Genomic DNA, 13,577 nt, shown 5'->3' with positions numbered 1-13,577 from the left:
ATCACTTACCTGCTTGCTGATTGAGCACAGTTTTAACGCGAGCGATGTCGCGCTTAACCTGCGAGAGCAGGTGAGACTGCCCCAACTGGCCAGTTGCTTTCTGCATGCGCAGATTGAACTGGTCGCGCAGCAGGCCGAGCAGTTGCTCGTTCAGCTGCTCAACGGATTTTTCACGAAGTTCATTCGCTTTCATCACATCACCGTCCGCTTAACAAAGGAGGTGGCGAGGGGCAGCTTTGCAGCAGCCAGGGCGAAAGCCTCACGCGCCAGCTCTTCGGAAACACCCTCGATCTCGTACAGGACCTTGCCCGGCTGGATCTGGGCTACCCAGTACTCGACCCCACCCTTACCTTTACCCATACGAACTTCGAGGGGCTTCTTGGTGACAGGCTTGTCAGGGAATACGCGGATCCAGATCTTGCCGCCACGCTTCACGTGACGGGTCAGCGCACGACGCGCGGACTCGATCTGACGAGCAGTAAGGCGGCCACGGCTAGTGGCCTTCAGTGCGTACTCACCGAAGCTGACCTTACTACCACGATGAGCCAGACCACGGTTGTGGCCGGTCATTTGTTTGCGGAACTTCGTACGCTTGGGTTGCAGCATTTGCGTACTCCTTACCTAGCAGCTTTTTTACGAGGAGCGGGTGCTACCGGCTTCAGCTCTTCCTGGCGGCCACCGATGACCTCGCCCTTGAAGATCCAAACCTTGACACCGATCACACCGTAAGTGGTGTGCGCTTCGTAGGTGGCATAGTCGATATCGGCGCGCAGGGTGTGCAGGGGCACACGACCTTCGCGATACCATTCGGTACGGGCGATTTCAGCCCCACCCAGACGACCGCTGACCTGAATCTTGATGCCCTTGGCACCAATGCGCATGGCGTTCTGTACGGCGCGCTTCATGGCGCGACGGAACATTACGCGACGCTCCAGCTGCTGGGCTACGCTCTGCGCAACCAGCATGGCATCGAGTTCCGGCTTGCGGATTTCCTCGATGTTGATGTGCACGGGCACACCCATTTGCTTGGTCAGGTCCTGGCGCAGTTTCTCAACATCTTCACCTTTCTTGCCGATCACGATGCCGGGACGAGCGGTGTGGATGGTGATGCGTGCGGTTTGAGCCGGACGATGAATATCGATACGGCTTACGGACGCGCTTTTTAGTTTGTCTTGGAGGTACTCACGCACCTTCAGGTCGGCAAACAGGTAATCCGCATAGTTCTTGCGGTCTGCGTACCAAACGGAGGTGTGCTCCTTGACGATACCCAGGCGAATGCCATTGGGATGTACTTTCTGACCCATCTGTCGACTCCGTTACTTGTCCGCAACCTTGACCGTGATATGGCAAGACCGCTTCACGATGCGATCAGCACGGCCTTTGGCACGCGGCATGATGCGCTTGAGCGAACGACCTTCGTTGACGAAGACGGTGGAGACCTTCAGGTCATCCACATCGGCGCCTTCGTTGTGCTCAGCGTTGGCAACGGCCGACTCCAGCACTTTCTTCATGATCTCGGCGGCTTTCTTACTGCTGAAAGCCAGGAGGTTGAGCGCTTCGCCCACCTTCTTCCCGCGGATCTGGTCGGCGACCAAGCGGGCTTTCTGGGCGGAGATACGAGCGCCCGACAGCTTAGCGGCTACTTCCATCTTCCTTACCCCTTAACGCTTGGCTTTCTTGTCCGCAGCATGCCCGCGGTAGGTGCGGGTAGCGGCGAACTCGCCCAGTTTGTGGCCGACCATGTCCTCGTTGACGAGAACCGGTACGTGTTGACGGCCGTTGTGCACGGCGATGGTCAGACCAACCATATGCGGCAGAATCATCGAACGACGCGACCAGGTCTTGATCGGCTTGCGGTCGTTCTTTTCCACCGCGACTTCGACCTTCTTCAACAGGTGAAGATCGATAAACGGACCTTTTTTCAGTGAACGTGGCACTGTGGTATCCCTCTATTTACTTGCGGCGGCGGACGATCATGTTATCGGTACGCTTGTTCGAGCGAGTCTTCTTACCCTTGGTCTGAAGACCCCACGGCGATACCGGATGACGACCAGCAGAGGTACGGCCTTCACCACCACCATGCGGGTGGTCGACCGGGTTCATCGCCACGCCGCGAACGGTCGGGCGAACACCACGCCAGCGCGTAGCACCGGCTTTACCCAGCGAACGCAGGCTGTGCTCGGAGTTCGAGACTTCGCCCAGGGTCGCACGGCACTCAGCCAGGACTTTACGCATTTCACCGGAGCGCAGACGCAGGGTTACGTACGCACCTTCACGCGCGACCAGCTGGGCGGAAGCGCCAGCGGAGCGAGCGATCTGAGCGCCTTTACCCGGCTTCAGCTCGATACCATGAACAGTGCTACCCACCGGGATGTTGCGCAGAGGCATGCTGTTGCCTGCCTTGATCGGCGCACCGATACCGGAGATCAGCTGGTCACCTGCAGCAACGCCCTTGGGGGCGATGATGTAGCGACGCTCGCCGTCTGCATACTTCAGCAGAGCGATGTGTGCAGTGCGGTTCGGATCGTATTCGACGCGCTCAACGATGGCAGGGATGCCATCCTTGTTGCGACGGAAGTCGACCAGACGGTAGTGCTGCTTGTGACCACCACCGATATGACGGGTGGTGATACGACCGTTGTTGTTACGGCCGCCAGACTTGGATTTCTTTTCCAGCAGCGGTGCGTAGGGAGCGCCTTTGTGCAGCTCCTGATTCACCACCTTGACGACAAAGCGACGACCAGCGGAAGTCGGTTTGCACTTAACGATTGCCATGATGCACCCCTTTACTCAGCGCTGGTGGCGAAATCGAGATCTTGGCCCGGCTGGAGAGCGATGTACGCTTTTTTCCAGTCGTTACGCTTGCCCAGACCGCGAGCGGTGCGCTTGGTCTTACCCTTGACGTTCAGGGTAGTGACGCGCTGTACCTTCACGCTGAACAGGCTTTCTACGGCCTTCTTGATTTCCAGCTTGGTTGCATCGGTGGCAACCTTGAAAACGAATTGGCTCTTGCCGTCCGCGAGACCCGTGGCTTTCTCGGAGATGTGCGGACCAAGCAGCACTTTGAATACGCGTTCCTGGTTCATCCCAGCAGCTCCTCGAACTTCTTCACGGCGGACACGGTGACCAGCACCTTGTCGTAGGCGATCAGGCTGACGGGGTCGGAACCTTGGACATCACGTACATCGACGTGCGCCAGGTTGCGCGCAGCGAGGTACAGGTTCTCGTCGACACCATCGGTCACGATCAGCACGTCTTTCAGACCCAGGGTGTCCAGCTTGGCAACCAGGCCCTTGGTTTTCGGTGCATCGACAGCGAAGTCGGCAACGACGACCAGACGGTCCAGACGAACGAGCTCGGCAAGGATGGAGCGCAGTGCTGCGCGGTACATCTTCTTGTTCAGCTTCTGTTCGTGGCTACGCGGTTTAGCGGCGAAAGTGGTGCCGCCCCCACGCCAGATGGGGCTACGGATGGTGCCAGCGCGAGCACGACCGGTGCCCTTCTGACGCCACGGCTTCTTGCCACCACCAGAGACTTCGGAGCGAGTCTTCTGCGCCTTGCTGCCCTGACGGCCGCCAGCCATGTAGGCCACGACTGCCTGGTGCACCAGGGTCTCGTTGAATTCGCCACCAAAGGTACGCTCGGAGACTTCGATAGCCTGAGCGCCGTTCACATTCAATTGCATCTCAGCTTCCCCCTTAACCGCGAGCCTTGGCTGCCGGACGCACGATCACATCACCGCCGGTAGCGCCGGGAACGGCACCCTTGACCAGCAGCAGATTGCGTTCAGCATCGACGCGCACGATCTCCAGGGATTGAACGGTTACCCGCTCCGCACCCAGATGACCGGACATTTTCTTGCCCTTGAACACTCGACCAGGAGTCTGGCACTGGCCGATGGAACCCGGGACGCGGTGGGAAACGGAGTTACCGTGGGTGTTATCCTGACCACGGAAGTTCCAGCGCTTGATGGTGCCCGCGAAGCCCTTACCCTTGGACTCGCCGGTAACGTCTACCATCTGGCCTGCCTGGAACAGATCGACAGTGATCTGGTCACCAGCGGCATACTGCTCTTCACCCAGACGGAATTCCCACACGCCGCGACCGGCGGCGACATTCGCCTTGGCAAAGTGACCAGCTTGCGCTTTGGTAACGCGAGAAGCACGACGCTCGCCGGCGGTGACTTGCACTGCACGGTAGCCATCGGTTTCTTCAGTCTTGAACTGGGTGACGCGATTCGGCTCGACCTCGATGACCGTAACCGGAATAGAGACACCTTCCTCGGTGAAAATGCGGGTCATGCCGCATTTACGACCGACAACACCAATTGTCATGTTGTAAACCTCTTGAGTGTACGGGGCTTTCACCCGCTATGGCCGCCCATTTCAGAGCGTTACACGACCAATGCCGAAGGCATTAGCCGAGGCTGATCTGTACTTCAACGCCTGCAGCAAGATCGAGCTTCATCAGCGCATCGACGGTTTTATCCGTCGGCTGGACGATGTCCAGTACACGCTTATGTGTACGAATTTCGTACTGATCACGCGCATCTTTGTTGACGTGCGGAGAGATCAGCACGGTGAAACGTTCCTTGCGGGTCGGCAGAGGGATTGGACCACGCACCTGAGCACCAGTACGTTTCGCGGTTTCCACGATTTCCTGGGTTGATTGATCGATCAGGCGATGGTCAAAAGCCTTCAACCGAATCCGGATTTGTTGGTTTTGCATTTGACCTCAGACTCCAATTTACCATTCCCAACGGACGGACTACGCCCGTTAAAAGGAGGCGCAATTGTACGGATGCCCCCACAGGGTGTCAATATTTAACCAACGAACGAAAAAAGGGGCCCCGGAGGGCCCCTTTTCTGATGACAGGATCAGCGATTACTCGATGATCTTGGCAACCACGCCGGCGCCAACGGTACGGCCGCCTTCGCGGATCGCGAAGCGCAGGCCATCTTCCATGGCGATCGGAGCGATCAGGGTGACAACCATCTTGATGTTGTCGCCCGGCATTACCATCTCTACGCCTTCCGGCAGCTCGCAGTTACCGGTCACGTCAGTGGTACGGAAGTAGAACTGCGGACGGTAGCCCTTGAAGAACGGGGTGTGACGACCACCTTCTTCCTTGGACAGCACGTACACTTCGCACTCGAACTTGGTGTGCGGCTTGATGGTGCCCGGCTTGGCCAGAACCTGGCCACGCTCTACGTCTTCACGCTTGGTGCCGCGCAGCAGGATACCAACGTTCTCACCAGCACGACCTTCGTCGAGCAGCTTGCGGAACATTTCAACGCCGGTGCAGGTGGTCTTGGTGGTCGCCTTGATGCCGACGATTTCCACTTCTTCCTGGACCTTGATGATGCCGCGCTCTACACGACCGGTTACCACGGTACCGCGGCCGGAGATCGAGAACACGTCTTCGATCGGCATCAGGAACGGCTGGTCGATGGCACGAACCGGCTCCGGAATGTAGGAGTCCAGGGTCTCTACCAGCTTCTGCACGGCGCTTACGCCGATGCCGTTGTCATCCTTGCCTTCCAGCGCCATCAGCGCGGAACCGATGATGATCGGAGTGTCGTCGCCCGGGAAGTCGTAGGTGTTCAGCAGATCGCGAACTTCCATCTCGACCAGTTCCAGCAGCTCGGCGTCGTCGACCATGTCGGCCTTGTTCAGGAACACGACGATGTAGGGAACGCCTACCTGGCGGGACAGCAGGATGTGCTCGCGGGTCTGCGGCATGGGGCCGTCGGCAGCCGAGCAAACCAGGATCGCGCCGTCCATCTGGGCAGCACCGGTGATCATGTTCTTCACGTAGTCGGCGTGACCGGGGCAGTCAACGTGGGCGTAGTGACGAACAGCGGAATCGTATTCAACGTGCGAGGTGTTGATGGTGATACCGCGGGCCTTTTCTTCCGGCGCGTTGTCGATCTGATCGAAAGCACGAGCGGAACCACCCCAGGTGTCGGAGCAGACCTTGGTCAGTGCAGCGGTCAGAGTGGTCTTGCCATGGTCAACGTGACCGATGGTGCCGACGTTGACGTGCGGTTTGTTACGTTCGAATTTTTCCTTAGCCACGACAGTAAACCTCTTACTTAAAGGGCTGAATCAACCTTGTTTTTTAACCAGCGCTTCGACGATGTTCGACGGAGCTTCGGCGTATTTGGAGAATTCCATGGAGTAGCTCGCGCGACCCTGGGACATGGAACGCACGTCGGTCGCATAACCGAACATCTCACCCAGCGGAACCTCGGCACGAATAACCTTACCGGAAACCGTGTCCTCCATCCCCTGAATCAGACCACGACGACGGTTCAGGTCGCCCATCACGTCACCCATGTAGTCCTCAGGAGTCACCACCTCTACCTTCATGATCGGCTCGAGCACCTTGCCGCCGCCCTTCTGGGCCAGCTGCTTGGTCGCCATGGAAGCAGCGATCTTGAACGCCATCTCGTTGGAGTCGACGTCATGGTAGGAACCATCGAAAACGGTAGCCTTCAGGCCGATGAGCGGATAGCCGGCAACGACGCCGTTCTTCATCTGCTCTTCGATACCCTTCTGGATCGCCGGGATGTATTCCTTCGGAACCACACCGCCCACGACTTCGTTCTCGAACACCAGGCCTTCGGTGATGTTGCCCTTCTCGTCCACGTCCGCGGCCGAGAAACGGATCCAGCAATGACCGAACTGACCGCGACCACCGGACTGGCGAACGAACTTGCCTTCGATCTCCACGTTGTCCTTGGTGATGGTCTCACGGTAGGCAACCTGCGGCTTGCCGATGTTGGCCTCGACGCCGAACTCGCGCTTCATGCGGTCGACGATGATGTCCAGGTGCAGCTCGCCCATACCGGAGATGATGGTCTGACCGGACTCTTCGTCGGTCTTGACACGGAACGACGGGTCTTCCTGGGCCAGCTTGCCGAGGGCGATACCCATCTTCTCCTGGTCAGCCTTGGTCTTCGGCTCTACAGCGACCGAGATTACCGGCTCGGGGAAGTCCATGCGCTCGAGGATGATCGGCTTCTCGATCGAGCACAGGGTGTCACCGGTGGTGACGTCCTTCATGCCGATCAGGGCAGCGATGTCGCCTGCGCGCACTTCCTTGATCTCTTCACGCTGGTTGGCGTGCATCTGCACCATCCGACCGACGCGCTCTTTCTTGCCTTTCACCGAGTTCAGGACGGAGTCGCCGGAACTCAGGACGCCGGAGTAAACGCGGGCGAAGGTCAGGGTACCGACGAACGGGTCGGTAGCGATCTTGAACGCCAGGGACGAGAACGGTTCGTTGTCGTCGGCATGACGCTCGTCTTCGACGGTCTCGTCGTCCGGGCTGACGCCCTTGATCGCAGGGATCTCGGTCGGAGCCGGGAGGTAGTCGATGACGGCATCGAGAACCAGCGGAACGCCCTTGTTCTTGAACGAGGAACCGCAGACGGCCGGAACGATCTCGCACGCCAGGGTGCGCAGACGCAGGCCTTCCTTGATCTCGGCTTCGGAGAGCTCACCCTCTTCGAGGTACTTGTTCATCAGCTCTTCGTTGGCTTCGGCCGCAGCCTCGACCATGCTGGAACGCCACTCTTCGGCCAGGTCCTTGAGCTCCGCAGGAATTTCTTCCTCGCGGTAGGTCATGCCCTTGTCGTCATCGTTCCAGTAGATGGCCTTCATCTTGATCAGGTCGACCTGACCGACGAAGTTCTCTTCAGCGCCGATGGCGAGCTGGACCGGAACCGGGGTATGACCCAGGCGCTTCTTGATCTGCTCGACGACGCGCAGGAAGTTCGCGCCCTGGCGGTCCATCTTGTTGACGTAGACGATGCGCGGTACGCCGTACTTGTTGGCCTGACGCCATACGGTTTCCGACTGCGGCTCTACGCCGGAGGTGCCACAGAACACCACGACAGCGCCGTCCAGTACACGCAGGGAACGCTCCACCTCGATGGTGAAGTCTACGTGGCCGGGGGTGTCGATGACGTTTACGCGATAGTTGTCGTACTGACCGCGCGAGCCCTTCCAGAAGGTGGTAACGGCAGCGGAGGTAATGGTGATACCGCGCTCCTGCTCCTGCACCATCCAGTCGGTGGTCGCAGCGCCGTCATGCACTTCGCCCAGCTTGTGGTTGACGCCGGTATAGAACAGAACCCGCTCCGTGGTGGTGGTCTTGCCCGCGTCAACGTGGGCACAGATACCGATATTACGGTAGCGGTTGATGGGTGTAGTACGGGCCACAATAAGGTCCTCGGGGGTTGGGCAGCGCGATTAGAACCGGTAGTGCGAGAAGGCCTTGTTGGCCTCTGCCATACGGTGCACGTCTTCACGCTTCTTGACTGCTGCGCCCTTGCCTTCAGCGGCATCCAGCAGCTCGCCAGCCAGGCGCAGAGCCATGGACTTCTCGCCACGCTTGCGGGCGAAGTCCACCAGCCAACGCATGGCCAGGGCATTACGACGGGACGGACGGACTTCGACCGGAACCTGGTAAGTCGCACCACCTACGCGGCGGGACTTCACTTCGACCAGCGGAGCGATGGCATCGAGAGCTTTTTCGAAGGTTTCCAGGGGATCGGCCTTGCCGCGTTCCTTCACCTTGTCCAGCGCACCGTAAACGATACGCTCGGCAACGGCTTTCTTGCCGCTTTCCATCACGTGGTTCATGAACTTGGCCAGGATCTGGCTTCCGTATTTCGGATCAGCCAGCACTTCACGCTTGGCCGCTACACGACGTCTTGGCATTGATAAGCCCTCAAACGGTCTTCAGGTTAGCCCGGGACCATAACAGTCAAGTTACGCCCGACCTTACTCTTATCGACTCAGATAAATATAAAAACGCTATTACTTCGGACGCTTGGCGCCGTACTTCGAACGACCCTGCTTACGGTCTTTGACACCCGAGGTGTCCAGCGAACCGCGCACGGTGTGGTAACGCACACCCGGAAGGTCCTTTACACGACCGCCACGGATCAGCACTACGCTGTGCTCTTGCAGGTTGTGACCTTCACCACCGATGTACGAGGAAACCTCGAAACCGTTGGTCAGACGTACACGGCATACCTTACGCAGTGCCGAGTTCGGCTTTTTCGGCGTGGTGGTGTATACGCGGGTGCATACGCCACGACGTTGCGGGCAGTTCTGCAGCGCAGGCACGTCGCTCTTGTCGACCATGCGCTTGCGCGGCTTACGCACCAGCTGGTTGATAGTTGCCATCTATAGCTCCACTGATTGTCTTACGACACACAAACGAAATGACAGAGCATGCGCCCTGCCAATTTTCGGGGTACAAAATAGTAAAGAGGTTCTTGTACACCGTCAAGACAAAGCCCCGGCTATCGGGATAGCCGGGGCTTGTCGTTGATGCTTAGTTACCGCTCGAGTTCAGCGCTTCGGTCAGTGCGGCTTCCGCCTCGCTGGCACTCACACGCTGCGGCTTGCCGAGGTCGCGCTGACGCTTGCGCTCGCTGTGGTAAGCCAGACCGGTACCGGCCGGGATCAGGCGACCCACGACCACGTTCTCTTTCAGACCACGCAGGAAGTCGCGCTTGCCGGTGACCGCCGCCTCGGTGAGGACGCGGGTGGTCTCCTGGAACGAGGCCGCGGAAATGAACGACTCGGTCGACAGGGAGGCCTTGGTGATACCCAGCAGAACCCGCTCGTACTTGGCCGGGAACTTGTCCTCGGTACCGAGCTGTTCGTTCTCTTCCAGCACCTGGGTGAGTTCCACCTGGTCGCCTTTGATGAAGCTGGAGTCGCCGGACTCGCTGACTTCGACCTTGCGCAGCATCTGACGCAGGATGGTCTCGATGTGCTTGTCGTTGATCTTCACGCCCTGCAGACGGTAGACGTCCTGAATCTCGTTGACGATGTACTTCGCCAGCGAGCTCACGCCCAGGAGGCGCAGGATGTCGTGCGGGTTGCTCGGACCGTCGGAGATGACTTCGCCGCGGTTCACCTGTTCGCCTTCGAACACGTTCAGGTGACGCCACTTCGGAATCAGCTCCTCGTACGGATCGCTGCCATCGTTCGGCGTGATGACCAGGCGGCGCTTGCCCTTGGTCTCCTTGCCGAAGGAGATGGTGCCGCTGATTTCCGCCAGGATCGAAGGCTCTTTCGGACGACGAGCCTCGAACAGGTCGGCAACGCGCGGCAGACCACCGGTGATGTCACGGGTCTTCGAGGTTTCCTGCGGGATACGCGCGACAACGTCACCGATGCTCACCTTGGCGCCGTCGGTCAGGTTGACCAGGGCGTTGGCCGGCAGGAAGTACTGCGCCGGTACGTCGGTACCCGGCAGCAGCAGGTCCTTGCCCGCGGCATCAATCAGCTTCACGGCCGGACGGATGTCCTTGCCGGCAGCCGGACGGTCCTTCGGATCCATCACTTCGATGTTGGTCAGGCCGGTCAGTTCGTCGGTCTGACGCTTGACGGTGATGCCCTCTTCCATGCCCACGAAGGCCACGGTACCGTCCACCTCGGTGACGATCGGGTGGGTGTGCGGGTCCCACTTGGCGACGATAGCGCCCGGGTCGACCTTGTCACCTTCCTTGACCGAGATCACCGCACCGTACGGCAGCTTGTAGCGCTCGCGCTCGCGACCGAAGTCGTCGGCAACCGCCAGTTCGCCGGAACGGGAAACCGCGACCAGCGCGCCGTCGGCACGAACCACATGCTTCAGGTTGTGCAGGCGGATGGTGCCGCCGTTCTTCACCTGGACGTTGTCGGCCGCGGAGGTCCGGCTGGCCGCACCACCGATGTGGAAGGTACGCATGGTCAGCTGGGTGCCCGGCTCACCGATGGACTGGGCAGCGATGACACCGACCGCCTCGCCGATGTTGACGCGATGGCCACGGGCCAGGTCGCGGCCGTAGCACATGGCGCAGATGCCATGACGGGTTTCGCAGGTGATCGGGGAACGCACCACCACTTCGTCGACGCTCATCACTTCGAGGAAGTCCACCCACTTCTCGTCGATCAGGGTGCCGGCCGGCACGATGACCTCGTCGCTGCCCGGCTTGAACACGTCGCGCGCGATCACACGGCCGAGCACGCGCTCGCCGAGCGGTTCGACCACGTCGCCGCCTTCGATGTGCGGCGACATCAGCAGGCCGTGCTCGGTACCGCAATCGATCTCGGTCACTACCAGATCCTGGGCCACGTCGACCAGACGACGGGTCAGGTAACCGGAGTTCGCGGTCTTCAGCGCGGTATCCGCCAGACCCTTACGAGCACCGTGGGTGGAGATGAAGTACTGGAGTACGTTCAGGCCTTCACGGAAGTTCGCGGTGATCGGGGTCTCGATGATCGAGCCGTCCGGCTTGGCCATCAGGCCACGCATACCTGCCAGCTGACGGATCTGGGCCGCGGAGCCCCGCGCACCCGAGTCAGCCATCATGTACATGGAGTTGAAGGACTCCTGGTCGACTTCCTTGCCCTCGCGATCGACGACCTTCTCTTTCGAGAGGTTGGCCATCATCGCCTTGGACACTTCGTCGTTGGCCTTCGACCACAGGTCGATCACCTTGTTGTACTTCTCGCCCTGGGTTACCAGGCCGGAGGCGTACTGGCTCTCGATCTCCTTCACTTCGTCGGTGGCGGCGTTGATGATCCGCGCCTTCTCGTCCGGGATGACGAAGTCGTTGACGCCGATGGACACGCCGGAAATGGTCGAGTAGGCGAAACCGGTGTACATCAGCTGGTCGGCGAAGATGACGGTGTCCTTCAGACCCACCACGCGATAGCAGTGGTTGATCAGCTTGGAGATCGCCTTCTTCTTCATCGACTGGTTGACCACGTCGAACGGCAGGCCGGCCGGAACGACCTGGAACAGCAGCGCGCGGCCGACGGTGGTGTCGACGATACGGGTATTGGCGGTCAGTTGGCCGTCTTCACCCTTGATCTTTTCGTTGATGCGCACTTTCACGCGAGCGTGCAGGGACGCCTGGCCGCTGCGGTAGGCGCGGTCGACTTCCTGCAGGTCGGCGAAGGCCATGCCCTCGCCCTTCGCGTTGATCGCTTCACGGGTCATGTAGTACAGACCCATTACCACGTCCTGCGACGGAACGATGATCGGCTCGCCGTTGGCGGGCGACAGGATGTTGTTGGTGGACATCATCAGCGCGCGCGCTTCCAGCTGGGCCTCGAGGGTCAGCGGAACGTGGACGGCCATCTGGTCACCGTCGAAGTCGGCGTTGTACGCGGCGCAGACCAGCGGGTGCAGCTGGATCGCCTTGCCTTCGATGAGGACCGGCTCGAACGCCTGGATGCCCAGACGGTGCAGGGTCGGCGCACGGTTCAGGAGAACCGGATGCTCGCGGATGACTTCGGCGAGAACGTCCCAGACCTCGGGCAGCTCGCGCTCGACCATTTTCTTGGCGGCCTTGATGGTGGTGGCCATACCACGACCTTCCAGCTTGCCGAAGATGAACGGCTTGAACAGCTCCAGGGCCATCTTCTTCGGCAGACCGCACTGGTGCAGGCGCAGGGTCGGGCCCACGGTGATCACGGAACGACCGGAGTAGTCCACGCGCTTGCCGAGCAGGTTCTGACGGAAGCGACCTTGCTTGCCCTTGATCATGTCGGCCAGCGACTTCAGCGGACGCTTGTTCGAGCCGGTGATGGCGCGACCGCGACGGCCGTTGTCGAGCAGGGCGTCGACGGCTTCCTGCAGCATGCGCTTTTCGTTGCGCACGATGATGTCCGGAGCGGCCAGGTCGAGCAGGCGCTTCAGACGGTTGTTACGGTTGATCACCCGACGATACAGGTCGTTCAGGTCGGAAGTCGCGAAGCGACCGCCATCCAGCGGAACCAGCGGACGCAGGTCCGGCGGCAGCACCGGCAGGACGGTCAGGACCATCCACTCAGGCTTGTTGCCGGAGCCCTGGAAGGCTTCCATCAGCTTCAGGCGCTTGGACAGCTTCTTGATCTTGGTTTCCGAGTTGGTCTGCGGAATCTCTTCGCGCAGGCGGCCGATCTCGTGCTCCAGATCGATGGCGTTGAGCAGTTCGTGAACGGCTTCGGCGCCCATGCGAGCATCGAAATCGTCACCGAACTCTTCGAGGGCCTCGAAGTATTGCTCGTCGTTCAGCAGCTGGCCCTTTTCCAGGGTGGTCATGCCCGGATCGATCACCACGTAGCTCTCGAAATAGAGCACGCGCTCGATATCGCGCAGGGTCATGTCCAGCAGCAGGCCGATACGGGACGGCAGCGACTTCAGGAACCAGATGTGGGCAACCGGCGAAGCCAGCTCGATGTGGCCCATGCGCTCGCGGCGCACCTTGGCCAGGGCGACTTCCACGCCGCACTTCTCGCAGATCACACCGCGGTGCTTGAGGCGCTTGTACTTGCCGCACAGGCACTCGTAGTCCTTCACCGGGCCGAAGATCTTGGCGCAGAACAGGCCGTCGCGCTCCGGCTTGAAGGTACGGTAGTTGATGGTTTCCGGCTTTTTAACTTCGCCGAAAGACCAGGAACGAATCATCTCGGGCGAAGCCAGGCCAATACGGATGGCATCGAACTCTTCGATTTGACCCTGGTTTTTCAACAGATTAAGCAAGTCTTTCAAGGCCTTTCCTCCTCACGGACCCGGT

The 13,577-nt window shown here is 59.9% G+C and carries 15 protein-coding genes; all 15 read right to left on the bottom strand.

Going from position 1 to position 13,577, the window contains the following annotated elements:
- Position 1: 1 nt before the first annotated feature.
- On the bottom strand, positions 2–193 hold the full coding sequence (rpmC, locus tag ACYAF3_RS14950) for a 50S ribosomal protein L29 (RefSeq protein ID WP_003093720.1): 192 nt from the start codon (positions 191–193) through the stop codon (positions 2–4).
- Entirely contained in the window at positions 193–606 is a 414-nt protein-coding gene (rplP, locus tag ACYAF3_RS14945) for a 50S ribosomal protein L16 (RefSeq protein WP_003093723.1), read from the bottom strand. Before rplP ends, rpmC begins: the two co-directional genes overlap by 1 nt.
- An 11-nt stretch (positions 607–617) precedes the next feature.
- Entirely contained in the window at positions 618–1,304 is a 687-nt protein-coding gene (rpsC, locus tag ACYAF3_RS14940; protein ID WP_003093727.1) for a 30S ribosomal protein S3, read from the bottom strand.
- 12 nt (positions 1,305–1,316) lie between these two features.
- Positions 1,317–1,649: a 50S ribosomal protein L22 gene (gene rplV / locus ACYAF3_RS14935; protein ID WP_003103908.1), complete on the bottom strand. Its 333-nt coding sequence runs from the start codon at positions 1,647–1,649 to the stop codon at positions 1,317–1,319.
- Between the two features lie 12 nt (positions 1,650–1,661).
- Positions 1,662–1,937 carry a 30S ribosomal protein S19 gene (rpsS, locus tag ACYAF3_RS14930; RefSeq protein ID WP_003093734.1) on the bottom strand — a complete coding sequence of 92 codons (276 nt, stop codon included), beginning with the start codon at positions 1,935–1,937 and terminating at the stop codon, positions 1,662–1,664.
- A gap of 16 nt (positions 1,938–1,953) precedes the next feature.
- Positions 1,954–2,775 (bottom strand): 50S ribosomal protein L2, encoded by an 822-nt coding sequence (rplB, locus tag ACYAF3_RS14925; RefSeq protein WP_003103878.1) that lies wholly within the window; start codon positions 2,773–2,775, stop codon positions 1,954–1,956.
- An 11-nt stretch (positions 2,776–2,786) separates the two neighbouring features.
- Entirely contained in the window at positions 2,787–3,086 is a 300-nt protein-coding gene (rplW, locus tag ACYAF3_RS14920) for a 50S ribosomal protein L23 (RefSeq protein ID WP_003093736.1), read from the bottom strand.
- A complete protein-coding gene (gene rplD, locus ACYAF3_RS14915; RefSeq protein WP_003093737.1) occupies positions 3,083–3,685 on the bottom strand; it encodes a 50S ribosomal protein L4 in 603 nt (200 codons plus the stop codon). Before rplD ends, rplW begins: the two co-directional genes overlap by 4 nt.
- A gap of 13 nt (positions 3,686–3,698) precedes the next feature.
- Complete coding sequence (gene rplC, locus ACYAF3_RS14910) at positions 3,699–4,334, bottom strand: 50S ribosomal protein L3 (RefSeq protein WP_003103877.1); 636 nt, start codon at positions 4,332–4,334, stop codon at positions 3,699–3,701.
- Positions 4,335–4,416: 82 nt separating this feature from the next.
- Positions 4,417–4,728 carry a 30S ribosomal protein S10 gene (gene rpsJ / locus ACYAF3_RS14905; RefSeq protein WP_003103876.1) on the bottom strand — a complete coding sequence of 104 codons (312 nt, stop codon included), beginning with the start codon at positions 4,726–4,728 and terminating at the stop codon, positions 4,417–4,419.
- A 156-nt stretch (positions 4,729–4,884) separates the two neighbouring features.
- On the bottom strand, positions 4,885–6,078 hold the full coding sequence (tuf, locus tag ACYAF3_RS14900) for an elongation factor Tu (protein WP_003115146.1): 1,194 nt from the start codon (positions 6,076–6,078) through the stop codon (positions 4,885–4,887).
- A gap of 30 nt (positions 6,079–6,108) precedes the next feature.
- Positions 6,109–8,229 carry an elongation factor G gene (gene fusA / locus ACYAF3_RS14895; RefSeq protein WP_003093741.1) on the bottom strand — a complete coding sequence of 707 codons (2,121 nt, stop codon included), beginning with the start codon at positions 8,227–8,229 and terminating at the stop codon, positions 6,109–6,111.
- A 30-nt stretch (positions 8,230–8,259) separates the two neighbouring features.
- Positions 8,260–8,730: a 30S ribosomal protein S7 gene (gene rpsG / locus ACYAF3_RS14890; RefSeq protein ID WP_003093742.1), complete on the bottom strand. Its 471-nt coding sequence runs from the start codon at positions 8,728–8,730 to the stop codon at positions 8,260–8,262.
- Positions 8,731–8,829: 99 nt separating this feature from the next.
- Positions 8,830–9,201, bottom strand: a complete 372-nt coding sequence (gene rpsL, locus ACYAF3_RS14885) for a 30S ribosomal protein S12 (protein ID WP_003093744.1) — start codon at positions 9,199–9,201, stop codon at positions 8,830–8,832.
- A 151-nt stretch (positions 9,202–9,352) separates the two neighbouring features.
- Positions 9,353–13,552 carry a DNA-directed RNA polymerase subunit beta' gene (rpoC, locus tag ACYAF3_RS14880; protein WP_003093745.1) on the bottom strand — a complete coding sequence of 1,400 codons (4,200 nt, stop codon included), beginning with the start codon at positions 13,550–13,552 and terminating at the stop codon, positions 9,353–9,355.
- Positions 13,553–13,577: the final 25 nt, after the last annotated feature.

The organism is Pseudomonas sp. TZ252 (assembly GCF_056110345.1).
The sequence above is the reverse complement of the archived record's forward strand: the minus strand, read 5'-3'. Positions and strand labels throughout refer to the sequence as shown.

Excerpts from the sequence above, each read along its gene's own strand:
- rpmC (WP_003093720.1), bottom strand. The coding sequence starts at position 193 with ATGAAAGCGAATGAACTTCGTGAAAAATCCGTTGAGCAGCTGAACGAG.
- rplP (WP_003093723.1), bottom strand. The coding sequence starts at position 606 with ATGCTGCAACCCAAGCGTACGAAGTTCCGCAAACAAATGACCGGCCAC.
- rpsC (WP_003093727.1), bottom strand. The coding sequence starts at position 1,304 with ATGGGTCAGAAAGTACATCCCAATGGCATTCGCCTGGGTATCGTCAAG.
- rplV (WP_003103908.1), bottom strand. The coding sequence starts at position 1,649 with ATGGAAGTAGCCGCTAAGCTGTCGGGCGCTCGTATCTCCGCCCAGAAA.
- rplB (WP_003103878.1), bottom strand. The coding sequence starts at position 2,775 with ATGGCAATCGTTAAGTGCAAACCGACTTCCGCTGGTCGTCGCTTTGTC.
- rplW (WP_003093736.1), bottom strand. The coding sequence starts at position 3,086 with ATGAACCAGGAACGCGTATTCAAAGTGCTGCTTGGTCCGCACATCTCC.
- rplD (WP_003093737.1), bottom strand. The coding sequence starts at position 3,685 with ATGCAATTGAATGTGAACGGCGCTCAGGCTATCGAAGTCTCCGAGCGT.
- rplC (WP_003103877.1), bottom strand. The coding sequence starts at position 4,334 with ATGACAATTGGTGTTGTCGGTCGTAAATGCGGCATGACCCGCATTTTC.
- rpsJ (WP_003103876.1), bottom strand. The coding sequence starts at position 4,728 with ATGCAAAACCAACAAATCCGGATTCGGTTGAAGGCTTTTGACCATCGC.
- rpsG (WP_003093742.1), bottom strand. The coding sequence starts at position 8,730 with ATGCCAAGACGTCGTGTAGCGGCCAAGCGTGAAGTGCTGGCTGATCCG.
- rpsL (WP_003093744.1), bottom strand. The coding sequence starts at position 9,201 with ATGGCAACTATCAACCAGCTGGTGCGTAAGCCGCGCAAGCGCATGGTC.